Below are 23084 nucleotides of genomic sequence, written 5' to 3'. Positions count from 1 at the left end.
ACGGTCTACGGCCATGGGTACATGGCGAAACGGCAGGGGACGGCTGACGGTCCCGGGGCAGGACGCCCCGGTGGAGGTGGAGCTGGAGATCGCCGCCTCGTACGGGACCCGGCGGCGCGGGCTGCTCGGCCGGACCGGGATCGACGGGGCGCTGCTGATCACGCCGTGCAACAGCGTGCACACCTTCAAGATGGGCTTCACGATCGATGTCGCCTATCTGGACAGGTCGTTGAAGGTCGTCCAGGTCCACACCATGAAGCCGGGCCGGCTCCATCTGCCGCGGCTGCGGGCCCGCCACGTACTGGAGGCGGAGGCGGGGGCGATGGAGCGGTGGGGGCTGCGGCCGGGCACCCGGGTGAGTGTGGACGTACGACCCGGGTGAGTGTGGACGTACGACCGGGTGACGTCGGCGTTCGGCGAGCCGCCTACAGCAGCCCTTCCTTCGCCGCCACCGCCAGCAGCGGGACCAGGGCGAAGAGGGCCGTGCCCAGGCAGATCAGCGCGGGGACGTAGACCGGGCCCCACGCGCCGGGGCCGGCGATGGTGGCGCGCTTGTGCGGGGACCTCGGGTCGTAACTGACCCTGACCGGCGCCCCCACCTCGTGGCCGAACATGCCGGGCCGGTCCTTGAACTCGACGGCGGTGCCGTCCTCCGTGCGGAACGTGAAGACGAACTCGGGGTGGGAGCTGGACGACCCGCTCGCCAGCCCCGAGTTGGTGACGACCCGGCGGTCCACGCACCGCCCCTCGGCCCGCCGTCCGTTCCGGAGCAGGGCGAGCACCACCAGGACCCGCCGGGCGAAGACGACGGAGACCACCAGGGCCGCCACCCCCACGAGCAGGAAGAGCGCTTCGATCCCCACGACTGACTCCGTTCCGTTCCGATCCGATCCGTTCCGATCCGCCTCGCGTCCCCGTCTGCCCCTTGGCCCTACGTCACTTCAGGGAGACGCTGGCGATGATGTCCTTGACGTCCTTGTCGGACAACAGCCCCTTCTCGGCGTTGACGGTGATGAGGTACGGCCGGTCCTTGGTGTCCAGCCCCGCCACCATCACCCCCGCCAGCGGCGTGCCCTTGGGGGGCTGCCCCTCCGCGCCGGTCGAGGTGGAGGTCCAGTCGACGCGGCGTGCCTCGGCCGTGCCGTCGGGCCCGGCGACCTCGACGTCCGTGGTCTCGACGGGGGTCGCGCCGAGCTGCACGCGGGCCTCGGCGGCCAGGCCGGCCATGTCGGCGTCGTTGATGCCCTGCCCGTAGTCGAACTCGACGTAGATCGAACCGGCCGGGGAGCCGCCCTTCGTACGGACGGCTCCCGCCGCGTCCCCCTCCGCCAGGTCCGCGGCGGCGACCTGCTTGAACTCCCCCGGGTGCGCGACGGTGAGCCGGTCGGTCGTCAGGGTGGACCAGCCCTCCGGGGTCGTCGCCGCGTCCTTGCCGCCGGCGCCGCAGGCGGTCAGGAGCACGGCGGCCAGGCCGGCGGCCACGGCCGTACGCACGCCGTACGCGATTCCCGGCTTCGGCGTGGACCGGGGCTGGGGCTGGGGCTTCGGTGTGGAGATCATCCCTGAGTTCCTCACTGGTACCGGACCGGCGGGGGTGGTCACTTGGCGCAGTAGCTGTACGGCACGTAATCGCGCTTCCCGTCCCTCGGCGCGCCGAGGAATTCGGCGTCCTTGAGGGTCTCGGACTTGTTCTCCATCGAGATGGAGGCACCGATCGAGATCCCCAGGTTCAGCTCGAATCCGTACTCCTGGGCATCGGACATGCCATCGTACGATGTCCTGCTCGACTTGCCCTTGTCGAACAGGAGCTGCCCGAAGGGATCGTCGGCGCCGGGCCGGGTGGTCGGCGCGTTGGTGTCCAGCAGGTATTCGAAGGGCGCGGTGTGGTCGCCGTTGCCGTCCAGCCAGGCCTGGCCGACGGCGCGGTCGGCGTCGCCCTTCTCGCCCTTCTCGAAGGCGATGGTGTTGGTGACGACGCCGATGTCACTGCCGCCCGAGTTGTCGGTGTTCTTGCCCTTTCCGCCGCGCTTGTCCTTGCCGTCCTTGCCGTTGTCGCCGCCGACCCCGCCGGTCTGACCGCTGAAGGTCTCGGTGGTCTGGGTGAAGTCGATGCGGAGCAGTTCGCCGGTCTTCTGGTCCCGGGTCACGGTGACGGTGGCCGAGCGCTCGCCGGTGAGGTGCTTGCCCTTCTTGGCTCCGCCGACGTCCACGCCCGCGCCGATCGTGCCGTCCGCCTTGACGGAGTACGTGAACGACTTGGTGCCGCGGAAGTCGTCCTTGGTGACGAGGGCGTCGCCGCTGATCTTCACGTCGGCGCCCAGCTTGCCGCTGAGAGTGCCCTCGGCGTCGGCGTTGAGCGACAACTCGCCGCCGGCCTTGCCGTAGACCCCGATCGAAGCCTGGCTGATGTGGCGGTCCTTGAGCTTGTCCTCGACGCGGTTGCGGATGTTCTCCTCGTCCTTGAGGGCGCCCTTGCCGAAGAGGTAGAGGATGCTGTCGCCGACGCTGGCCTCGGCGCCGCCCGGGGAGGTGCGGCGCATCTCGTACATCTTCAGCTTCTCCAGGTCCTCGCGGAAGGACTCGGCCTCCTCGCGGCTCTTGAAGACCCAGGTGTCGCCGTTGCTGACCTTCACCCCGGCGCCGAGGTCGACCGAACCCGTACCGAGCTTGCCCATCTTGCCGCCGAAGCCCCCGGTGACGCCCGCGCTCGCGGAGTCGGTGAACGTGGTGTAGATGAGCTGGTCCTTGTCGTCGACCTTCCCGTCCTCGTTCACGTCGTAGTTGGCCTGCATCGTCTTGTCCTGGAAGCCGTAGTCCTGGCCCCACTCGAACCAGCCGAGCTTCGCCTTGCCGCCCGCGGTGTCCGAGATGGTGGATATCGTGCAGAGCGGGGGCTCGAAGTCCTTGTCGGCGAGCGGCTTGTCGTCCGTACCGTCGCCACCGGAGGCACAGGCGCCGCCACCGCCGCCACCGAGGGCTGGGATGGCGCAGCGGATGCGGTCGCCGATGGACCCTCCGATACCGGCGGCGCTGACGCCGAGCACGAGGGCGACGACGACGATGATCGCGCCCAGGTACTCCATGGCGGTGGCGCCGCCGTCCGATCTGAACCGGCGCCGGGTGTCTCCCGTACGTCCCCTGCTCATCGCTCCCCCTCGCGTATGCGGTCCACGGCATATCCGGTGACCGCACCGGCCACGACGACGGCGCAGGACATCAGCACGCCTTCGAGGGAGACCCGCTCCCACCTGATGACGATGTTGAGTACCTGCGCGAGGACGGGGACCGTGAAGACGGCGAAGGCATGCCGTACGGGCAGGTCCCGGAAGGGTTCGCGGTGCGCGCGTGACGAGGCCCAGGCGCCGAGCGCCACGCAGACGGCGTTCGGCAGATGGATCACCAGCAGCCGGCCGCCGAACGATTCAAGCCGCTCGGTCGACCCCAGCGTTTCGTAGACGTAGGTGACTTGGAGGTACGAGGTGACGGCAAGCACCACGAACCCCGCCGCCCAGGCAGCGGCCATCGCGAGCAGCCCACCGCTCTCCGGCGCCGTATACCCGTAACCGGTCCCCCGGTACGGCGGCCCTCCTGTCCCACGCATCCGCGCTGCCCCCTGTGTATTGGCCGGATCTGACCGGTCCACCGTAGGGGGAGGGCAAGGACAGGTCGTGGGCCCGTGGGCCCAGAACCGGACCCAAAGGGGCCCCGACCGTGCCCGGCACTGCCTGAACCGTGCCCGACTGCCTGAACTACCCGGCGCCGCCCGACTGGAGCTTGGCCGCCTGAGCCGCACTGATCTCGGCGGGGATCTCGGGGGTCTTCGCGTTCACGAGGTTCGCGGTGTAGTAAGTGGCCACGGTCGTCCCCGTACGCACCACCTGGAACACCAGCGGTACGTCCTCGCCCTCGTAGTCCCCGGTGAGCTGGTAGGCCAGCGCCTGGTCCCCGGCCCGCGGAGCGGCCAGTCGCTTCACTCCGGAGTAGGTCGACGGGCCGTCCTCGCCGCCATCGGCCGTGAAACCGTCCGCGCAGGCGACGACTGCCGCGTCGAGACGGGACAGTACCTGCGCCGCGGACTCCCCCTTGTGGGCGGTGAGGAATTCGGTGACGACCACCTGCTCGTCCTTCCCGCCCACGATCTGGCGGTAAACGGCGGCGTCGGCGACAGGCTCCGGAGTACCGTTCATGAGCGCGGTGAGCGGACGGCACTCGTCCCGGTCCGCTGTCTCACCGGCGGGCGGCGCACCTTCCATGGGGGTGACGGCGAAGCCGGCCACGTCTCCCCCGGCCAGCACCGCGCGCTCCAGCTCTCCCTTGGACAGGGGCTTTCCGGTCACCCCGGCGGGACCCTGTTCCCGGCCCGGGCTCGGGCTCGATGACGCGTCCTTGGCCGGTTCGCTACTGGTCCGAGCGGGGGGAGCCGTCTTCGACCCGCTGGGCTCACCTGCGCTGTCCGCCGTATCGGACGAGGCGCCACCGCACCCCGTAACGGCGCTCAGAACGACGGCGACCACCAGGCCGGCACCTCGCCTCGAACCGACCGGACGACTCCGCATGCGAGACACCTCTTCTTTCCGTTGAATGCGACCTGCCGAATGTGGCCTGACGAATGTGAACTGAGAATGTGACCCGTTGAGCGCGACCCGAATGCGACCGAGTGGGGTGGATCCGCAGTCACTTCTCCTGGTGAAGTCGCTCGTCCCACTCGACCCGCCAGCCCTGGCGCCGGAAGGACGCCTCCACGCCGGCCCAGTCCTCCACCCACTCAGCGATGCAGTTGATCTCCATGCCGGGATCATCCGCGACGAGGATCGTGACACCACCGCCGGCCTCTTCCCCCTCCTCAGGCGTCTCGTCGGACGCTTCGGCGAGATCCGTCATCAGATCGGCCCGCACATAGCGCCCCGTTTCGTCACCGGAGACGATCCTGCCCACCGTCCCGAACCGTGCTCTCGCATTCGTCTCGGAAACATCACCGCGGTCGAGGGTCGCCGTGACCCGGAGCTCGACGGGATCGGCGCTGTCGCTACCGCCGCCGTACGCGGAGACGGCGGCGGCCAGATAGGAACGCCCGTGTTCAGCCGCCTCGGCGCGCAGCGATCGCAGTCGCTCGGGCGACGCCTCGTCCCAGGAGAGGATGGTCGCCACGTCCCGGTCCTGCGCCTCGTCCTCTCCGGCCAACAGATCCGCGTCCCCGCGCCGGCCGAGGGCAGCGGCGAAATCCTGGGCGAAGGAGGAGGGCTCGACCACGCCTTCCGGGCTTTCGTCGATGAGCATCGCGACGCCGGCGAGCAGAGACCTGGCCGCGATCCGGGAAAGGGTCACCACCTCCGCTTTCTCACGGCGTTCCCCGAACTCCGGACAGTCCGTCATCTTCCGGTGGATCTCCGCCGCCGTCGCCGGATCGACCGGTCCCGTTTCCCACAGCAGATCCAGCGCTTGCCGGAAGACCTCCAGGTCCGCCTCACGGCCCGACTGCGAAGTCGACCAGAGGAGAACACCACAGGTGCGCTCGGCACAGGCGGCCGCGAACGCCCTGGCCTGATCGAAAGACCCCATGAAGGCCATACCGCGCACACTTTCCAGGATCTTCACACCGCTTCACTCCCACAACGTAGCCACGTGCCTGTGTCCGGATCCATGTGTCCAGGTCCATGTGTCCAGGTCCATGTGTCCGGGCCGCGTTCACCAAGAACGCGGCTGTTCCCGCCGGAGCGCCGGGTGTCCGGCGCTCCGGCACACCGCGACTCTACGGCCACCAGAAGGTACGCACCTTGCTTCCTCCCTTGCCTGTCACCTCGCCGCTGACAACGCCCTGAGAGCCTCTGATCAGGGGCGGGCAGGTGTCCCTGCACACGTTCCTCGACGCACCGCCCGCGATGGGTTCACCGCCCAGTTTGTTGATCTGGAGCAAGGCGTTCTGCTCCGCGTGGGTCGCCCCGTCCTGGTTGACCCGAACCGGCAGGTCGCCGCGCTTCTTGGCCTGGGTGAGCTGCGCGGGCGAGAGTCCGGGCCCGCTCCGGGCCACCACGTTCCGCTCGACCCATTTGCCGGGCTGCCCGGGTACGGGGAACCGCGCGCGGATGACCGCGGTCGTGTTCTTCTTCTCGGCCCACTCGACCGCCGTCTCGATTTCCTCCGGTGACTTGCCCTTGGCCTTGGCCTCGGCACGCACTTCCCGGAGAAACTCGTCCTGGTAGCTCCTGGCATCGTCCGCCATGTCCTCGGCGAGGGCCTTGAGCTCTTTCTGGGTGCGCTTTTTCTTCGGACCACAGTCGTTGTTGTGTACGAGAACGTTCCGGCTGCCGACGCCCACGTAATAGGTGTGGGTGGACTCGACCGTCAGGTCGTGGGTGCGCTGCCGCCGCTCATAACGGCTGACGTCCGCGACCGCGACGGTCGCCCCGTCAGGGAGGCGCAGTTCATCGCCTGCCCCGATCTCCCCGGCGTCCGCCCAGCGGTTCTTGTCGACCAGCCAGAACGGGTGTGTGTCCGTGGCCGTCAGGGTCGCGGTGCCGGATACCCCCGCGCCGTCGGCGAGACGCACGGTGAGCCGGGTGAAGTCCTTGTCGTCCTCGGTCGTGATCGTGTCCGTGACCGCGCGGGACGCCGTCAGCCCTCGTACCGGATCGGTGGCCAGCACCCGGTCGCCGGCTCTGACATCCTCGATGGCGCGACGTGTACCGTCCGCGAGCAGGACCGGGGTGCCGGGCAGGAAACTGTGCTTGACGGGGCAGGCGGGTTCCTTGGGCTTGCCGCCGGCGTCGGGGTCCTCGGGCTTCTTCTCCCGCTTGGGGAGCTTCTGCTTGAGGTCGTCGACCTTCTTCCTGAGCTGGTCGGCCTTCTGCTTGGCCTTCCACATGCCCTTCGCACCGCCGACGACGTCTCCGCCGTGCTTGACGATGCTCTCGACGACCTTCTTGCCCTTCTTCCACTCCGTGGGCCAGCCGTACTTCTTGAGGACCTTGGCGGGGAGCGAACCGAGCAGCGCCATCACCACATTGATGGCCGTTTCGGAGCAGGAACTGGGATCGCCCTCGGTGAAACACTTGACGGCATCCGTAATACCCAGCTCGTCCGCGAGGATCGCGCCGAGCTTCTTGGCCGCCTCTACGGCCCGCTTCTTCTCCTTCTCGTACTCACCTTCGGCGTCCTCCAACTCCTTGACGGCGGCGTCGTAGTCCTTCTCCGCCTGGGTCTTCTCCGTCGGGGAAGGCCCCGGCTCGCCCTGCCCCCCGGTGCCCTTCGGACCATCGGCCTCGATGTTCCCGTCGTCACCGTCGCCGCCGTCACCGTCGCCAGGGCCACCACAGTCGCCGCCGCCGATGCAACTCACCTGCGCGGCGATCTTCTGCGTCAGCTCGGTACCGATACCGGTGGCCACCAAGGCGCCGACGATCGCCACGACGACCAGAATCAGACCCAGATACTCCAGCCCCGTCTGCCCCGACTGTGCGGACTGCGCCGATTGCCTGAGCCCTAACAACCGTGCTCGGGTTCGGGAGGGTCGTAAGACGGGACGGTTTCTGGTACTCCGGGCCCGATTCCGCGAGAGAAGAGGCATACTCCCGAGACTAGGGAAATGACCGCATTACGTCGTGGGCCCTGGGACCCAACTCGCGGGCCCATGAGGGGTCGTGCGGGGCCCGTGCGTGACCCGTGCCCGTGCGTGGCCCCTCAGCCCGTCACCGCTGTTCGGTAGGGGCGGAAGAACGCGCGGAGTTCCTCCGCGTAGAGCTCGGGTTCCTCGAACGGGGCGAAGTGCCCGCCGCGGGCGGGGTCGGTCACGCGGACGGTGTTCGCCGTACGCTCCATCCATGCCCGTGGCGGGCGGACGAGGTCACCCGGGAAGCGTGCGAAGCCGGAGGGAACCTCGACCCGGCGGGCGTGCTGCGCGGGCGGATTCGCCGCGTTGGCGCGGTACATCCGCACCGTTCGATGCCGCCGTCACAGTCGCTCCAGGCCCGGAGCTTCTCGACGATCCACGCGGCGAGCCCGGCCGGCGAGTCGGTGAGTCCGAAGGCGGCGGTCTGGGGCTTCGTACGGTGCAGGGCCGCGTAGGCGCCCTCGGTCGTGCCCCAGGCCACGGCGCCGTCGAGCCAGGCGCGTTCCTCGGGCGCGAGGTCCGCCGGGTCGCCACAGTAAACGGGCACCCCCGCATCCATGCGGTGGACGCCGACCACGCGGTCGGGGTGGTCGAGGCCGAGGTAGCGGCTCATGTGGCTGCCGATGTCCCCGCCCGCCGCGCCGAACCGCGGGTAGCCGAGGACGGTCATCAGCCCGGCCCACAGACCGGCGACGGCGATGGAGTCGAGGGGCGGACCGGTGGGGCGGTCGGAGTATCCGTAGCCCGGCATGTCGGGCACCACCACGTCGAACGCGTCGGCGGGATCGGCACCGTACGCGCCGGGGTCGGTGAGGAGCGGGACAACCTTCGAGTAGCGCCAGAACGAGTCGGGCCAGCCATGGCTGAGGACCAACGGCAGTACGGGCGCGGCCGCCGCGGCGGCCCGGGCGTGCACGAAGTGGATCCCGAGCCCGCCGAGCGGGACACGGAACCGGGGCAGCCGGGCAAGCTCCGCCTCCTGCGCCGGCCAGTCGAACCCGTCCGCCCAGTACGCGACGAGCTCCCGGAGGTAAGCCAGATCGGTCCCGAGCGACCACCCGGCATCCTCGGGCGAGTCCGGCCAGCGCGGGGCGCGCAAACGACAGACCCTAGTGCCGGTCCGCACGATCTGGCGCAAAATAAGCGCATGAATCAGCTGAATCAGCATGCTTGCGGCGGCGGCCTTCGATGACCCCTGCCGGGGCCATTCGTCGAATGATCCCGCGCACGGTGGCCGGTCAGATGTTCGCCCTGCTCGTGGTGATGGTTCTGCTCCTGGGCGCGGGCGCCGTGTCGGCGCTGGTCGTGCAGGCGGGCAACAACAGCGAGGACGTGGCCCGGGTCCGCGCGCTCGCCGTCGCCGAGACCTTCGCGCACGCGCCGGGCGTGCTTGCCGCGCTGGAATCTCCTGACCCGAGCGCGACGCTGCAGCCGATCACCGAGGTGACCCGGCGCCGGACCGGTGTCGACTACATCGTCGTAACGGACACGAAGGGAGTCCGCTACACCCATCCCAACCCGGCGGAGATCGGGAAGCGCATCACAGGACCGCTCTATCCGGCCACGGCGGGAAGGGCGTTCACGGACCGGGTCCCGGCTCATACGCTCTCGTCCCCGTCGATCCGCGCGGTGGTCCCCGTGTTCGACAAGAAAGGCTCGGTGGTGGCCCTCGTCAACGCGGGGGTGACGATCGCGGACACCTCGGGCACGGTCAACCGGCAACTGCCGGCGCTCATCGGTGGCGGCGCGGGGGTGCTCGCCCTGGCGACCGTGGGAGTGGCCGCGGTGAGCAGACGGCTGCGGCGCCAGACCCGCGGGCTCGATCCGGTCGAGATCACCCGGATGTACGAGCACCATGACGCCGTTCTGCACGCTGTCCGGGAGGGCGTCCTCATCGTCGCCGACGACGGCCGACTGCTGCTCGTCAACGACGAGGCACGCCGCCTGCTCGGCCTGCCCCCCGACGTACCGCTGCGCGACATCACCGATCTCGGGCTCGACGAAGCCCTCACCCGCCTCCTGGCCGAAGGACACGTCGCCACCGACGAGGTCCACCAGGCGGCCGGTCGCTTCCTGGCCGTCAACCAGCAGCCGACGCGCTCGGACGGGCGTGCGCTGGGCAGCGTCGCCACGCTCCGGGACACCACCGAACTGCGGGCACTGGTCGGCCAGGCCACCGAGGCCCGCGAAACCCTCACCCTCCTCTACGACGCCAGCGTGAGCATCGGCAAGACGCTCGATCTGACCCGGACGGCCGAAGAACTCGCTCAGGCCGCCCTTCCGCGGTTCGCCGACTTCGCCACCGTGGACCTGTTCGATTCCGTACTGGAAGGAGCGGACCCGGCGCGGGAGAAGGACGAACTGCGCCGGGCGGCCGCGGCCGGGGCGCACGGACAGCGCGCCTTCTTCCGGTCCGGCCGGCTCGTCAGCTTCCACCCCCACTCTCCGCAGGCCCGGTGCCTGGCAAGCGGGAGGTCGGCGCTCGAAACGGATCTGGCCGGGGCTTTCGTGGGGAAGGACCAGGACCCCCTGCACGCCGAGTGGCTCCGGTCGCACGGGATGCGCTCGCTGATCACGGTTCCGCTGCGCGCCGGCGGCGCGGTCCTGGGCGTGACGAGCTTCTACCGTGGCGAACGGCTCCCCACGTTCGACGAGGAGGACGTGTCGACCGCCGAGGAACTGGTGGGGCGCGCCGCGGTCTGCATCGACAACGCCCGGCGCTACGCCCGGGAGCACACCATGGCCGTATCCCTGCAGCGCAGCCTGCTCCCGGGGGACCTGCCGCGGCAGAACGCGGTCGAGGCCGCGTACCGGTACGTCCCGGCGCGGTCGGGGGTGGGGGGCGACTGGTTCGACGTCATCCCCCTGTCCGGCGCCCGCGTCGCCCTCGTCGTCGGGGATGTCGTCGGCCACGGGCTGCACGCCGCCGCCACCATGGGCCTCCTGCGCACCGCCGTCTTCAACTTCTCGGCGCTCGACCTGGCACCCGACGAGCTCCTCACCCACCTCGACGAACTCGTCGCCCGCCTGGACCAGGAGGAGAGCAACCGCGGCCGGGAGCGGGGCGCGGCATCCACCGGCGGCGCGGGGGTCATCGGGGCCACCTGCCTGTACGCGATCTACGACCCGGTCTCCCGCCACTGCACCCTGGCCCGCGCCGGCCACCCGGGGCCCGCGATCGTCCGCCCCGACGGCACCGTCGCCTTCCCCGACGTGCCGGGCGGGCCGCCGCTCGGCCTGGGCGGCTTCCCCTTCGAGACCATCGACATCGACATCGCCGAGAACAGCGAGATCGTTCTCTACACGGACGGCCTCATCGAGAGCCGCAGGCAGGACATCGGCACCGGGCTGGAACGGCTGCGGCAGGCACTGGCCCATCCCGGCCGGTCCCCGGAGCGGACGTGCGACGCGGTACTCGACGCGCTGCTGCCCGCCGACGCGGCTGATGTGCGCGACGATGTCGCCCTGCTCGTCGCCCGCACCCGCGTCCTGGACGCCGAGCACTTCGTGGCCTGGGACGTACCGACCGATCCCGCCGCCGTCGCGGACACCCGCGCCGACGTCACGAGCACGCTCTCCTCCTGGGGGATGGACGAGGCGGCCTTCACGACGGAACTCATCGTCAGCGAACTCGTCACCAACGCGATCCGCCACGCGGTCGCCCCCATCCACCTGCGTCTGGTGCGCGACCGCGCACTCATCTGCGAAGTCTCCGACGGCAGCAGCACCGCCCCCCATCTCCGCCGCTCCACCGCCGGGGACGAAGGCGGACGCGGCCTCTTCCTCGTGGCCCAGCTCACCGAACGCTGGGGCACCCGCTACACGTCGCGCGGAAAGACGATCTGGGCCGAACAGGTCCTGCCGACCGCGGAGCCAACGGAGCCCACCGGGCCCGTTGAGCCCGAAGAACCCACTGAGCCCACGGGACCCGACCCCACACATCCCAGTGAGCCCACGGAGCCCAACCAGCCCGCCTCGCGGTGAGCTCGGTGGGGAGGGCACACACGAACGGCGCGCCGGGAGCCCGGATCACCCGCCTGCTCCAGGAATGTTGTGGTCCTCGGCATTCCTGCCCCTCTGCGCCGCCCAATCGGCCTCTCGCCATCCGTGCACCGGTACGGCACCGTCCCGGTGCCGTACCGGTGCACAGGTCACAGCTGCTGCTGTGCGAAAGGGCCGAAGATCCCTGGGGACGGGCTACCTCCCCGACGACCACGCCGGTCGCGCAGGTCACGCTGGTCGAGCTCACGGCCGGCCCGACTCGCCAGGTCGTACCCAAGGCAGCCTGACCGGGCGGCGATGCCACCACCAGCCGCGCTCAGCGACCGCCGAACCCGACATGCCCAGAGGCCCGAGCAACTCCCCACCGTCCCCCACCGTATGCGCGAGGAACACCGCATCGAGTGCCTCGACCGCGCGGGCGAGCGGCTCCCGCAACTCTGCCGGTGCGGTCGTCAGCCGTACGTCGAGGTGGTCGCGGGTCTGCAGGTCCTGCACATACGACTCCAGCGGATAGCGCCCCGTCGGCGCCCAGTCACCCGCCATCCGACGGACGAGCCGCTCCCACAAGAGCAACCATTCTCTCGCCTTATTCGGCGGGTCTTCAGCCCGTGCGACCCGCTCGGGATCGACAACAGTGACAAATGCGTCCGTTGCAGGAGTCGCGATCTTCTCCTCTCTGAAGATTTCCGGCAGCAGATCGACCCGAGCCAACGGAAACCGAGGGACGGATGCCTCAACTACCGAGACCGTGTAGTCGATGTCAGGGCCGTCCGCCTGCTCGACCCGTGCCCGAGCGACCAGGCCGTCAGGTGTGACAAGCCAGTAGGCGGAGGGAATGACCTCCTCCGCATGCCATAGCAGAACCGTATTCAGACGCTGCGAGAGTGCGGCCGCCAGCTCCGCCGTAGCAGGAGCTTTGCGGAACTGCTCCCCGAGTTGAATTTCCAGCAGTGCGGCCAGATCTCCGTGCACGATGGCATAGTCACACAGCACCAGAGCCTCCCAGTCCCGCCCCTCCAGGCATCCGTCCGCGTCTGCCGTGTCCACCGTGGCCGGGTCCACGTTCAAGACTTCAGCCAGAACACCGCCGAGAACATCAGGAGGGAACATGTCGGAGACAAGAAGGTTATAGATCACTTGTACGTTCCTTCATATATCGCCTTGGCCTTGGCAACTCGCTCCGGATGATTAGTAAAACGGGGATTCCTCTTCAGTTGAGGAGAGGCATCGACATCACCCTTACACTTCGCAACCTCGATGAGCGCGGCATATTCATGCGTATCCATCTCAACCATACCCGGACCCGATTCAGGGTAGACCCTACCCGTATCCTCGACCCCGTACGTCCGCCCGTCGACCTCGTACCGATTCCCATCTTTCAGCAGCTCGGCTTTCCCTTCGGCGATGACCTTAATATCTGCGTCTATCTGCTTCTCGTAACCACGCAGGATGACGGTATTCTTTGCCGCTTGCGGCTTTTTCTGATGTGCCACACCTCTGAGATAATGGCGATCATTCGGCCGCTTCAGCACCAGCCCCTTCGCAGGACCAGAAATGTCATCCCTGGCCTGCCATTCACATCCATTATTGTTGTGGACGAGGGCATTCGCAGAACCGATACCAACGTAGTAGGTGTGAATTCCAGCGACAGCCAGGTCATACGTGGTTCGGCGCTGAACGTATCGGGAGACCGAAGCCACCTGAATGGATACCCCCGCGGAGGTCCTCAGTCGGTCGCCGACACGCACTTCTCCGGCATCGGCCCAGCGGCGCCGGTCAGAGAGCCAGAACGGATGCGTGTCCGTGGCAACCAACTGGTGCACACGGCCTCCCGTCCGGACCGTCAGAACCGTGAAGTCCTTGTCGTCCCTTGTGGTGAACGTCCTCGTCACGGGACGCTCAGCGGTAACGCCTGTCAGCGGATCCGTGGCAATGACTTTCTCACCGACATACACATCCTCAATGGCGCGACGTGAGCCGTCCGCCATCAGCACCGGGGTACCGGGCAAGAAGCTGTGGCTGACGGGGCACGCGTTCAGCTCTTTGTCCGGCTTCTTCGGTTCCTCGGCGTCTGGCTTGCGCTTGGCGTCCGGAGCCTTGTCCGCAGCCTTCTTGGCGTCCTTGCCCAGCTTGCCGATTCTGCCGATCAGCTTGGCTTCGCCGTAGCCGGGGATGAAGAGCGAGCCGACGTTCCAGCCGACCGTACCCACCGCTCGGCCGTAGTCGCCCTGGTTCCACATGTCGCGGACCTCGTCGCCGACGAACATGTCGTCTGCGACCGTCACAGGGGTCTTGACCGTCGCCTTGCCCCAGTCCCAGACGGCGCCGAGGTAGTTTCCCTCGTCCCACTTGTCGCCGGCGTCCTGAGAGTCCTTGCTCCACTGGGCTCCCAAGCCCTTGCCGTATTCCTTGAGGCCGTCCAGGGCGTCGATCGGATGCGTGATCGTGTCGAAGGTCCCGGTGACATCGCCCCAGAATCCGTCGACAGTGGCCCCCTTGAAGAAGCCTCCTACTTGCTTGACACCGCAGGAGAAGGCCCCCCACCCGCTGCAATCGTCGTCGTCTTCCTTCTTCTCCTGATCGCTCTCTTTGCTCTCACCCTCCCCTTCGCCCGCTCCCTGGACCTCATCTTCAGCGGTCCTGACATCGCCCGCGCCCGCGTCGTCGGCCGAGGCACCCGGGCCGCCCGCCTCCGTATTCACATCCCCGTCGCCGCTCTCCGCGCCTGAGGTGGAGGCGGGGCACGCGCCGCCGCTGAGTTCGCAGACCGCCGACTGAAGGCCATCGGTGATCCGGCCTCCCACCCCGGTCGCGACGAGGCCGCCAATGATGGCGACGACCACCACGACCAGCCCCAGGTACTCGGCCGCCGTCTGGCCGCCGTCCGTACGCCACTTGATCATGCGAGCGAGCCGGAACGGACGTCGCTCGGCCCGGTCGAGCGGCCCGAGCAGGAACCACTCGCGCGACGGACGGCGGCACAGCAGCACGATGATGACGACGGGCAGCACCAGTTGCGTCAGCCCACGCCCGCCCCCGTCACCGAGGGTCCGCAACGCGCCGACGAGGAGCCAGCCCTGGACCGCCAACAGCCCCCACCGAACCCATGCCCCGCCCGTCCACACCCACCGGGTCAGCACCAGTCCGACGACCCCGGGAGCGCCCGCGTACGCCAGCAGGCCCAGGAGTTGGCCATCCACCGCGTCCACGGACACGGCGGTCATCAGCGCCCCGACCCCGCCCAGCACGGTCAGGCCGAACAGCGCGCGCACAAGGATCAGCGCGACCTGAAGCGCCCGCGGCAGCGGCTGCCGCCCCGAGCCGTACGCGAACACCCCTCGCGGGGTGGGCGGAACGGCGACTCCCCCTATACCTGACATGACCGGGCACCCACTCCTCAACGACGCGCGACGACTCGACCATCAGATTCAAGCACGTTCGCGATCGCGAATCTTGGGCCCTAGGGCCCAAAGCTTTTTGGGCCCTAGAACCTCTATACCGTGAGCACTTTGGAGCCAATCTGAGTACCCGAGCGGGTTGTTTTCTAGGGTTGCTCAGGCAATTTTCAGGTCAGATCGGCCCCGGTTCAGGCACGCATCCCGCGTCCATCGGGGCGCCGACACGGCAGAAACGCCCAGGCCTTGACCCCTCGCTGCGGCGGCTCCGCCTCCGCCGTTCCCCACTCGCCACCACAGTCACCGACCATCACGGCGAGCAGCCAGAGCGCACCACGTCGGCGCTCCTCGCAGACGCTCACGTCGTCGGGGTCGATGTGGTGCGGATGCTGGTCCCAGAGAACGAGCCGGACGGCGCCCCTGCGGTAGCGCAGGGAGAGGTAGAGCTCCCGGCCCGGCGTCAGCTTGACCGCCGTGCCGACCAGCTCCGTGGCAACCAGTACGGCCAGATCCGTGTACGCCGCGAGCCCGTGCACCTCCAGCGCGGAGCGGATCGTCGTACGCGCGGTGGCCGCGCAGTGCGGTTCACCGGGAAGGGTGAAGCTGTAGGCCAGGCCCTCGGGGCGCGGCGGGCGGTTGCGGCGGCGGCCACCGAGGCCCGCGCCGGCGAGGACTGGTTGGACCACCGGGCAGTGCGTAGCACGCATGAGCGGCATGGATGTCTCCCTTGTCTGGGGCGAGTTGAGTCGAGTCGCTCCGCGACGCGGCTGAGCAGTGGCCTGTCTCCCTGACGCGGGACTGCCCCTCCCAGGGAAGGAGCGTGCGGGCAGGACCGCGTGATGCACTTCCAACTCACCTGCGTGAGCGATGCGTTACTCAATGTAGAGTGAAGAGTGGAACGCGTGCCACTCACCCGTGAACATTGCCCCCTAACGAGTGGACCCCGCAAGCAACACCGGGGCAGACTGACCACACCAGGCCGGAGGAAGAAACGTATGGCTACGAGAGCAACACCAACCGAGCGCCAGCGGCGGCTGGGCGCCGAACTGCGCAAGCTGCGGACAGCGGCGGGACTGACGACGGAATACGCCGCCGGTCTGCTCGGTCTCGACCGCACGAAGGTCTCGAACATGGAGTCCGGCGTCCGGGCGACTTCGCCTGAGCGCGTGCGCATACTGTGCAGCAACTACGACTGCCCGGACGAGAAGTACATCGCCGCCCTCGCCAATATGGCCGCCAACCGGCAGTCGGGCTGGTGGGAGCAATATCGGGGCATGATGCCTCACGGGCTGCTCGACGTCGCCGAGTTGGAGTGGCGCGCCACACGTCTGCGCACTCTCCAGACCGTTCACCTTCCGGGGTTGCTGCACCTGAGCGGCTACGCGCGCGCCGTGTTCGCTTCGGCCATTCCCGCGCTGCCCACCTCCGAGATCGAGCTACGCGTCTCGCTCCGACTCCAGCGTCAGCAGGTGCTGGAGCGCGACAACTCCGTCCAGTACGTGGGTTACGTACACGAAGCCGCCCTCCGTATGCAGTTCGGGGGCCGTCGGGCCACGCGTGAGCAGCTTGACCATCTGTGCGCCATGTCCGAACGCGAGAACATCGAAGTGCGCGTACTGCCGGTCGGCGTCGGGGAGTTCCCAGGTGCCGGGCACGCCGTCCTGTACGCCGAGGGTCCGGTGCCTCAGCTGGACACCGTTCAGCTCGACTCGGCCCATGGTCCCGAGTTCAGTCACGCCGAGGCGCAACTCGCCAAATACCGTGGTCACTTGGACTGGATGGAGAAACACACCCTGAACTCCAAACAGTCGCGTGACTTCATCCGCGGGATCGCACACGAACTCTGAGAGGGGTCAACATGCCAGAGATCCACTGGGAAGATCCGTTCTGCGCGGAGGGCAACAACTGCTTCCGCATAGGCACGGACGAGGACGGCAACGGCTACATCTCCGTACGCGGCCAGGAGAACCACTACCTCAGCGACAGCCGTGATGCCCTGCGCAATCTGATCCGTGAGATCAAGGCCGGCAAGGCCGACCATCTGCTCTGAGGGCACGCAAAGCGGCGGATCTGCGTGTCCGTTACAGATCCGCCGCTCAGTGGTCACGCGGTGAGAGATGAGGGCCTACGAATCGTCACCGCGCGGGAAGGAGACCTCCACGCGGCGGTTCTTCTTGCGGCCTTCTTCCGTGCTGTTGTCCGCGATCGGATAGTCCTCGCTGTATCCCCGAACCTCATAGGTGATAGCGGAGTTACTCAGCGCCTCACTCAGAACCTTCTGGACCGCGTCCGCGCGCTGCTTGGAGAGCACCTTGCCGTGCTCGTAGGAACCGAGATCATCCGTGAACCCGAAGACACGAATCTTCGCGGCATTCTGCTTCTTGATCTCATCGGCGATCGCGGTGATACGGCCGTTCGCCTTGCTACTGAGCTCTGCGCTGTCCTTGCCGAAGAGGACCTCGGCCTGGAGCGCGAACTTCACGGTTTCGTTCGTGTCTTCGCGTCGCTCTTCGCCGCCTTGGTCCTCGACGATGGACTTGATGTCCAGCACCTTGGCGGGTGCGAGCGTCGCCCCGTCGGCCAGCTTGAGCTCGGGAGATTTTGCGTCAATATTAGCCGGCGGTTCCGCCGAAGCCTCGGTGCCAGGTGGAACGCTTGGCCCTTCGTCGCCGCGGGCACCTGAGGCGCCGAGAAAACTCACACCCGCGATCATTACCACTGTCGCGATTGTCGACGCCGCATAACGCGACGAGATACTCCTCATGAAAATAGAACTCATCGCGACGATCACCCGGAGATCTTGATCGAGGTCGTAGCAAAAGTAGGCAAGCTGAAGTCCACCGCGGTGGTACCGGCCGGCGGCGCGGGGAACTGCATGAAGACCGGTACCGACTCTCCCGCGTCAACACTCGAAACGCCTGTGGTGCACAAGCACCGGCCGTCCGTGTCACGAAGAACGTAGTAGCGCTTCTTACCCTGAACGTCCACCAGGGTCCCACCACTCACGGCGTCTCCGTTGCCGGCGAGCAACTCCTTCTCATTGCCCCGCCAGGACGAGACACTAAAGAAATCCTTGTCGCTTGTGTTCTTCATCTGCCCTGTCACCGTGACGAATCCCCCACCGTCACGGACCACCGAGTTGATCACGTACTCCATGCCACCGGCACCCTTGACCACAGCAAGTTTGGCATTCGGGTCCACCTCGTCCCCGGCGGCGGTACCAGCCTGCGGAGTACTGCTGCCGGAGGACTTTGCCGACGACGCGGTCTCCTTGGCTTTCGCGTCGTCGTCACCGCCCCCGCAACCAGCCACAGTCAAGGCCAGAACGGCCGCCGTCGCGGCCACCGCCACTCCCCTGCGGCTCTTCGTGGTGCGCCGAATGCTCATGTCTGCTTTTCCTTTGTTCGTCATTCGCTTGTCAGTTCACGTCGACCAAGTGCACCGTGAAGAGGGTCTTGCTCAGCTTGTCCCAAAGAAGACCCGGGTCACTTGGGTCGATGACGACCTCGCCGCCACTGCCGCAGTCGAATTCGACCGGCTTCGGCTCGTCGGCCTCTTCGTCCCCTGTGCCCTCGTCCTCGCCGGGCGACGCACCGTCATCGGACTCCTCCTGCGGCAACGAGCATCGAAACTCGACCGCCGCGGTTGCCTGGGCCTCGGCTTTCGCCCGCTCAGTACCGGGAATCACGGACTTGCCCACGGCGTAGCGAGTCTCAACCTCTACAGTGATCTCATCTCTCACGAGACCGAGGTTCGGGTCGCAACGAGTAACTTCCGAGCGGTTCTTCTCCGCAAGCGCCCGCGCCGCGGCGCACGGACCGGACTCGAAGAACTTGTTACCTTCGAAGAAGTCCTCCAAGCCGCCCGGCTGCAGCAGGGCCCCGAGGAATCCCGTCTCCATCTCGTCACGGGCCTCCTGAGCTGCAGCGAGTGCCGCGGCGTCAGCCGCCCCCTGAGCATCGTTACGGAGCGCAGATGCCCTACCGACCGTGAAGAACGCGAACGCGACAAAGAGCAGGCCCGCCACCATCATGATGTAGATGGGGAAAGCCTGCCCTCGATCGCCGCGAATTTTCGCGGTCACTCGCCTCCGCCACCGGCCTTGAGGTTCTTGATCTGCTCGCTGATCTTGTCCTTGATCTCGCCACCGATACCCGACGCGGCGATACCGCCGATGATCGCCACGACCACGAGGATGATGCCCAGGTACTCGAAGGCGGTCTGGCCCTTGGTCCGGTTCTTGTCCGTCATGTGGCTGACGACGGTCTTCTTCCAACCGTTCACACGGATCTGGGTGTCGACGGCGGCCTTCAGCATCATGTTGTTCGACATGGGGTTCCCCTCCGAGTTCGGCCGACCGCCTGCCGGCCGACGAGTAAGTCTCTTCCGCGTCACTCCCGTTACCGACTTCCTCCCGGCCGGTTCCGTTTGCGACATGAGAAACGTACGCCGAACCACCGGCTGCATCGGAGGGTCCCAGGGCCCAATCCAGGGCCCAAAGCGAAGCTTGGGCCCTCCCGTACGACGACTGGGCCCACAGGCCCAGGTCTGCACCCAGGCCCGTAGCCGGCCCCACACTCAGGTCCCCGCGCACGCCCGCAGGCGGACACCCGGGCTCGTTCGAGCCGCTCAGCCCGCTCCGTCCGGCCACCTCGGCCCGTGCACTTCCCTGCTCAGCCATGGCCGACCGCGCTCCTTCCCGCTCCCCCGCCCGGCGTCATACCGAGCCACTTCGCTATCGCCTCGCTCCGGCTGCCGCAGTGCAGCTTGGCGAAGATCCGGTTGATGTGGTTCTTGACTGTCTTCTCGCTGATGAAGCAGGTGGCGGCGATCTGCTGATTGCTCATGCCGGACGCGATCAGCTCCATGATCTCCACCTCCCTCGAACTCAGCCCGAACTCTTCCCGGTTATGACCTGCGGGGGCACTCTGCGGTCCACCCCTAGACTGTGCCACATTAAATTGCATTTGCGAAACCCCTTGAGGAGTTCGAGGCCCAATCGGCGTCAACTCGTCAGCATTTTGGCCGCTTCTGCCACTTTGCGGCGAGGGGACGCCTGGAATGTTTGCATGTGCATTCGCATCATGGTGTGGCAGGTGGGGCGGGTGCTGAGCGTCGCCGCCATACGGAACGCCTGTCGTATAGACCGCGCCCAGGCCCTCCGGCAGCGGACGGCCCTGGGTCGAGGCCGGGCCGCTGCGCATGTGGTCCAGCAGTGCGCTGGCCGCCGTGGGGGTGAAGTGGGCCCGCCCCTGCTTGATGTCCCGCACGGCCGAGACGAGTTGGTCCGCGGTGAACTCGCCGTGGACCAGGTAGCCGCCGGCCCCCAGCCGCAGCGCCTCGTGGACGATCTCGCTCTCCCGGCTGTACGTCAGCATCATCACCGGGGATATCCGTACGAGGTGGGGCAGCGCCGAGATGCCGTCGACGCCCGGCATCCGTACGTCGAGCAGGACGACGTCGGGGCTGGTCCGCTGGGCCACCTCGTAAGCCTGACGGCCGTCCGTGGCCTCGCCGACGACCTGGATGTCGTCCCGGCCGGAGAGCAGCACCGTGAGCCCGGCGCGTACGACCGGGTTGTCGTCGGCGACGACCACCCTCAGCGGTACGGCGGCCGTGGGTCCTGGGAAGTCCGGCAGTCCTGGCGCCTCGGCGGCGGGCGGGGGTACGGGGAGAGGCATGGACGGCAGCGGGGAGTGAGGAGCCCCGTCGTGCGCAGACGTGTACTGGGACGCATGACGTGGCGTGTGCTGCTGCCCTGAAGTGCGGGAAGGGTCGTCCGGCATCGTGCGGTCTCCTCTCTGGGGAGTCGGAAGCGGAAAGCGGGCAGGTCAGTTGTGTTTTGGCGGTGGCGCCGAGCGGAGCGCCACCAGCGGCAGGTCGACACGTACCTCCGTACCGACCGCCGCCTTGCCCCTGCCGATCCGGATACGGGCCCCGATCGCGGCGGCCCGTTCGACCATCCCGACGAGGCCGAAGTGGCCGGCCCGCCGGAGGCCGTCGAGGGTGGTGCCGGGCGGGAGCCCCCGGCCGTTGTCGTAGACGCTGATACGGAACTGGTCGCCGACGGTGCCGGCGGACACGTCCACCGTCTCCGGCCGGGCGTGACGGTGCGCGTTCTCCATCGCCTCGGAGGCGATCGTGAGCAACTGCCGGGCCACCACGTGCGGCACGGCGGGCATGGTCTCGTCGCCGAACTGCCGGAACGACACCGCGAGGCCGCTACGGCGGCCGAAGTCCTCCGTACGGGCGGCGAGTTCGTCGATGACGGCCACGCCCCCGTCGAGCCCCGATTCGCGGCGCAGGTCCGAGAGCAGTTCCCGCGACTCGCCCGCCGCGCGGCGGGCCGAGCGCGCGACCAGCTCGGCCTGCTGCCGTACGGTCCGCGCGTCCATCCGGCCGGCGGAGCCCGCGAGCCCTTCGGCCGCCATCGCCAGTCCGTGCAGCGTCTTGGCAACCGAGTCGTGCATCTCCCGGGCGAGCCGGGCCCGTTCCTCCTCGATCGCCTCGCTCACGGCGAGCCGCGCCCGGGTCTCGGTCAGCGCCTGGCTGGCGCTGCCGAAGCGGAGCAGCAGGCCGCGCAGGGTGACACCGACCGCGCCCGCGATGACGCAGAAGCCCGGAAGCAGCAGCGCAGTGGCAAAAGTCGCGTTCAGGTCCTCATTGGTGGCGTACACGAGGCCGAGGATGACGATCTGGAGTGACGTGAAAAGCGCCGCGCCACGCCAGCCGTAGACGAGACCTGCCAGCAGTGGGGTGCAGACAGTGACGTACCCCAGGGTCGAGTCTGGCGATGCGGTGATCAGCAGGAGAGCGCCGAAGACGGTGTCCGCGCCCAGCAGCCAGGGATGCCTGAGCAACAGCGGGCCGAACCGTTCCCAGTCACGGAACAGGACGTAGGAGCCCATGAACGTGACCAGGACAGCTCCGCTGACCAGGACCGTCGGAAGGCCGGGCGCAGTGCCCGCCAGGGCGAGCGGAGTGCCCATGGCGATCATCGCCAGCCGGAATCCGAAGACCTGACGGCACATCGCCTGGAGCGCATTGAGCTGGATCGGAAGCGCCGGCGTCGCCTCGGGCTCGGTCGGCGCGATCCGCAGGTCTGCGGTCAACCCACCTCGCAAACGGGCCAGTTGGCCTGGCATGCGCCTGACGCCCCCTTTCCCTGTTTCCCCCGTGACGTGCGTCATGTCATCCGCCCAGATTGCCGAAGTCCACATTTGCGCCGTAGTAGAAGCCCACGGTGAGCAGCAGCAACGTTCCGGGAAGCAGGAACGAGGTGACCGCGAATGTCGCCTTGGGGACGGCCTTGGCCGCCTTGCGTCGCGCATTCTGCGCGTCCGTGCGGCGCATGTCGTTGGCGATGGCAATGAGCGTGTCGACGATGGGCGCGCCCAACTCCTCACCCTGCTGGAGCGCGGTGACGAACATCGCGACCTGCTCGGAGTCGTTGCGTTTACGCAGTTCCTCGAAAGCCTGTTTGCGACCCACACCCATGTCCATCTGGCGCAGGGTGATCCGAAGTTCGTCGGACCAGGGCCCGGCGTACTTCTCAGCCACCCGGTCAAGAGCCTGGCGGAACCCGAGCCCTGCACTGACAACCACGGCGAGGACGTCCAGAAAGTCGGGCAGAGTGCGCTCGATGTGGTCCCTGCGGATACGGACGGCGGACCAGATGCCCACCTCGATCCAGAAGAAGCCGAAGACAACCATGAGCAGAGACAGGAAAATCTCACCACGGATGATCATGGAGAAGGCGCCGGCCGCGCCGAGGGCACCGTACACGGCACGCCGGGCCGCGTAGCGGTCGATGGTGAGACCGCCCGGGTTACCCGCCAGGTCGATCTGGCGGCGCTTCTTGTTGACCTGTTTGGGGCCCATCAGCCTCAGCACCGCTGGGGCCCAGCGCATGCCGAGCCGGTCGATACCGGAGCCGACCGCGCTGGTACGGGTGGCGCCGACCTCCAGGGCGATCGCCAGGTCACTAGGCAGTTTGGCGTCCGCTCGGTACATACGGATGCCCTCAAAGGCACCGTAGACAGAGAGCCCGATGACAATCGCGAGCAACAGTTCCATTTCTG

General features: G+C 67.9%; 21 protein-coding genes and 1 pseudogene. 4 read left to right on the top strand and 18 right to left on the bottom strand.

Going from position 1 to position 23084, the window contains the following annotated elements; genetic code table 11:
- The first annotated feature begins 13 nt into the window (after positions 1-13).
- A complete protein-coding gene (locus tag AB0P17_RS06195) occupies positions 14-382 on the top strand; it encodes a DUF192 domain-containing protein (protein ID WP_365808024.1) in 369 nt (122 codons plus the stop codon).
- 43 nt (positions 383-425) lie between these two features.
- On the opposite strand, the gene AB0P17_RS06190 is transcribed toward AB0P17_RS06195, so the two are convergent.
- From AB0P17_RS06190 to AB0P17_RS06155, 8 genes and pseudogenes are all read right to left on the bottom strand, one after another.
- A complete protein-coding gene (locus AB0P17_RS06190) occupies positions 426-863 on the bottom strand; it encodes a DUF3592 domain-containing protein (RefSeq protein ID WP_365808022.1) in 438 nt (145 codons plus the stop codon).
- Between the two features lie 73 nt (positions 864-936).
- A complete protein-coding gene (locus AB0P17_RS06185; protein WP_365808020.1) occupies positions 937-1560 on the bottom strand; it encodes a hypothetical protein in 624 nt (207 codons plus the stop codon).
- A gap of 38 nt (positions 1561-1598) precedes the next feature.
- Positions 1599-3146, bottom strand: a complete 1548-nt coding sequence (locus AB0P17_RS06180; RefSeq protein WP_365808018.1) for a hypothetical protein — start codon at positions 3144-3146, stop codon at positions 1599-1601.
- Positions 3143-3601 carry a hypothetical protein gene (locus tag AB0P17_RS06175; RefSeq protein ID WP_365808017.1) on the bottom strand — a complete coding sequence of 153 codons (459 nt, stop codon included), beginning with the start codon at positions 3599-3601 and terminating at the stop codon, positions 3143-3145. Before AB0P17_RS06175 ends, AB0P17_RS06180 begins: the two co-directional genes overlap by 4 nt.
- A gap of 148 nt (positions 3602-3749) precedes the next feature.
- Positions 3750-4337 (bottom strand): hypothetical protein, encoded by a 588-nt coding sequence (locus tag AB0P17_RS06170; protein WP_365808015.1) that lies wholly within the window; start codon positions 4335-4337, stop codon positions 3750-3752.
- 337 nt (positions 4338-4674) lie between these two features.
- Positions 4675-5559 (bottom strand): hypothetical protein, encoded by an 885-nt coding sequence (locus AB0P17_RS06165; protein ID WP_365808013.1) that lies wholly within the window; start codon positions 5557-5559, stop codon positions 4675-4677.
- A 190-nt stretch (positions 5560-5749) separates the two neighbouring features.
- The gene (locus AB0P17_RS06160) at positions 5750-7405 is read right to left on the bottom strand and encodes a polymorphic toxin-type HINT domain-containing protein (RefSeq protein WP_365808011.1); all 1656 of its coding nucleotides are present in this window, start codon (positions 7403-7405) and stop codon (positions 5750-5752) included.
- A 272-nt stretch (positions 7406-7677) separates the two neighbouring features.
- Positions 7678-8768: pseudogene (locus AB0P17_RS06155) on the bottom strand (epoxide hydrolase family protein).
- Between the two features lie 53 nt (positions 8769-8821).
- Between AB0P17_RS06155 and AB0P17_RS06150 the strand changes: the two are divergent.
- Positions 8822-11590: a SpoIIE family protein phosphatase gene (locus AB0P17_RS06150; RefSeq protein ID WP_365808009.1), complete on the top strand. Its 2769-nt coding sequence runs from the start codon at positions 8822-8824 to the stop codon at positions 11588-11590.
- A 261-nt stretch (positions 11591-11851) separates the two neighbouring features.
- Here AB0P17_RS06150 and AB0P17_RS06145 read toward each other — a convergent pair whose 3' ends face one another.
- The 3 genes from AB0P17_RS06145 to AB0P17_RS06135 all read right to left on the bottom strand — a co-directional run bounded on the left by AB0P17_RS06145 (position 11852) and on the right by AB0P17_RS06135 (position 15719).
- Positions 11852-12745, bottom strand: a complete 894-nt coding sequence (locus AB0P17_RS06145; protein WP_365808007.1) for a hypothetical protein — start codon at positions 12743-12745, stop codon at positions 11852-11854.
- Positions 12742-14943 (bottom strand): polymorphic toxin-type HINT domain-containing protein, encoded by a 2202-nt coding sequence (locus AB0P17_RS06140; RefSeq protein WP_365808006.1) that lies wholly within the window; start codon positions 14941-14943, stop codon positions 12742-12744. The genes AB0P17_RS06145 and AB0P17_RS06140 overlap by 4 nt, the downstream gene beginning before the upstream one ends.
- Before the next feature lie 251 nt (positions 14944-15194).
- Positions 15195-15719, bottom strand: a complete 525-nt coding sequence (locus tag AB0P17_RS06135) for an ATP-binding protein (protein ID WP_365808005.1) — start codon at positions 15717-15719, stop codon at positions 15195-15197.
- Between the two features lie 279 nt (positions 15720-15998).
- Here AB0P17_RS06135 and AB0P17_RS06130 point away from each other — a divergent pair, with 279 nt between their 5' ends.
- A complete protein-coding gene (locus AB0P17_RS06130) occupies positions 15999-16850 on the top strand; it encodes a helix-turn-helix transcriptional regulator (protein ID WP_365808004.1) in 852 nt (283 codons plus the stop codon).
- An 11-nt stretch (positions 16851-16861) separates the two neighbouring features.
- On the top strand, positions 16862-17053 hold the full coding sequence (locus AB0P17_RS06125; RefSeq protein ID WP_365808002.1) for a hypothetical protein: 192 nt from the start codon (positions 16862-16864) through the stop codon (positions 17051-17053).
- A gap of 75 nt (positions 17054-17128) precedes the next feature.
- Here the strand turns inward: AB0P17_RS06125 and AB0P17_RS06120 are convergent, their stop codons facing one another.
- The 7 genes from AB0P17_RS06120 to AB0P17_RS06090 all read right to left on the bottom strand — a co-directional run bounded on the left by AB0P17_RS06120 (position 17129) and on the right by AB0P17_RS06090 (position 23079).
- Positions 17129-17767, bottom strand: coding sequence for an OmpA family protein (locus tag AB0P17_RS06120; RefSeq protein WP_365808117.1), 639 nt, complete (start codon positions 17765-17767; stop codon positions 17129-17131).
- Between the two features lie 23 nt (positions 17768-17790).
- Positions 17791-18390, bottom strand: a complete 600-nt coding sequence (locus AB0P17_RS06115; RefSeq protein WP_365808001.1) for a hypothetical protein — start codon at positions 18388-18390, stop codon at positions 17791-17793.
- A 31-nt stretch (positions 18391-18421) separates the two neighbouring features.
- Positions 18422-19087, bottom strand: a complete 666-nt coding sequence (locus AB0P17_RS06110) for a pilus assembly protein TadG-related protein (RefSeq protein ID WP_365807999.1) — start codon at positions 19085-19087, stop codon at positions 18422-18424.
- Positions 19084-19335: a hypothetical protein gene (locus tag AB0P17_RS06105; protein WP_365807997.1), complete on the bottom strand. Its 252-nt coding sequence runs from the start codon at positions 19333-19335 to the stop codon at positions 19084-19086. The genes AB0P17_RS06110 and AB0P17_RS06105 overlap by 4 nt, the downstream gene beginning before the upstream one ends.
- A gap of 341 nt (positions 19336-19676) precedes the next feature.
- The gene (locus tag AB0P17_RS06100; protein ID WP_365807996.1) at positions 19677-20789 is read right to left on the bottom strand and encodes a response regulator transcription factor; all 1113 of its coding nucleotides are present in this window, start codon (positions 20787-20789) and stop codon (positions 19677-19679) included.
- Between the two features lie 45 nt (positions 20790-20834).
- Positions 20835-22148, bottom strand: a complete 1314-nt coding sequence (locus AB0P17_RS06095; RefSeq protein WP_365807995.1) for a histidine kinase — start codon at positions 22146-22148, stop codon at positions 20835-20837.
- 46 nt (positions 22149-22194) lie between these two features.
- Entirely contained in the window at positions 22195-23079 is an 885-nt protein-coding gene (locus tag AB0P17_RS06090) for a DUF5936 domain-containing protein (RefSeq protein WP_365807994.1), read from the bottom strand.
- Positions 23080-23084: the final 5 nt, after the last annotated feature.

Origin of the sequence: Streptomyces sp. NPDC088124 (assembly GCF_040685895.1) — a bacterium.
Taxonomy (GTDB): Bacteria; Actinomycetota; Actinomycetes; order Streptomycetales; family Streptomycetaceae; genus Streptomyces.
Note: the sequence above shows the minus strand (reverse complement) of the source record. Positions and strands in the feature narration are given on the sequence as shown.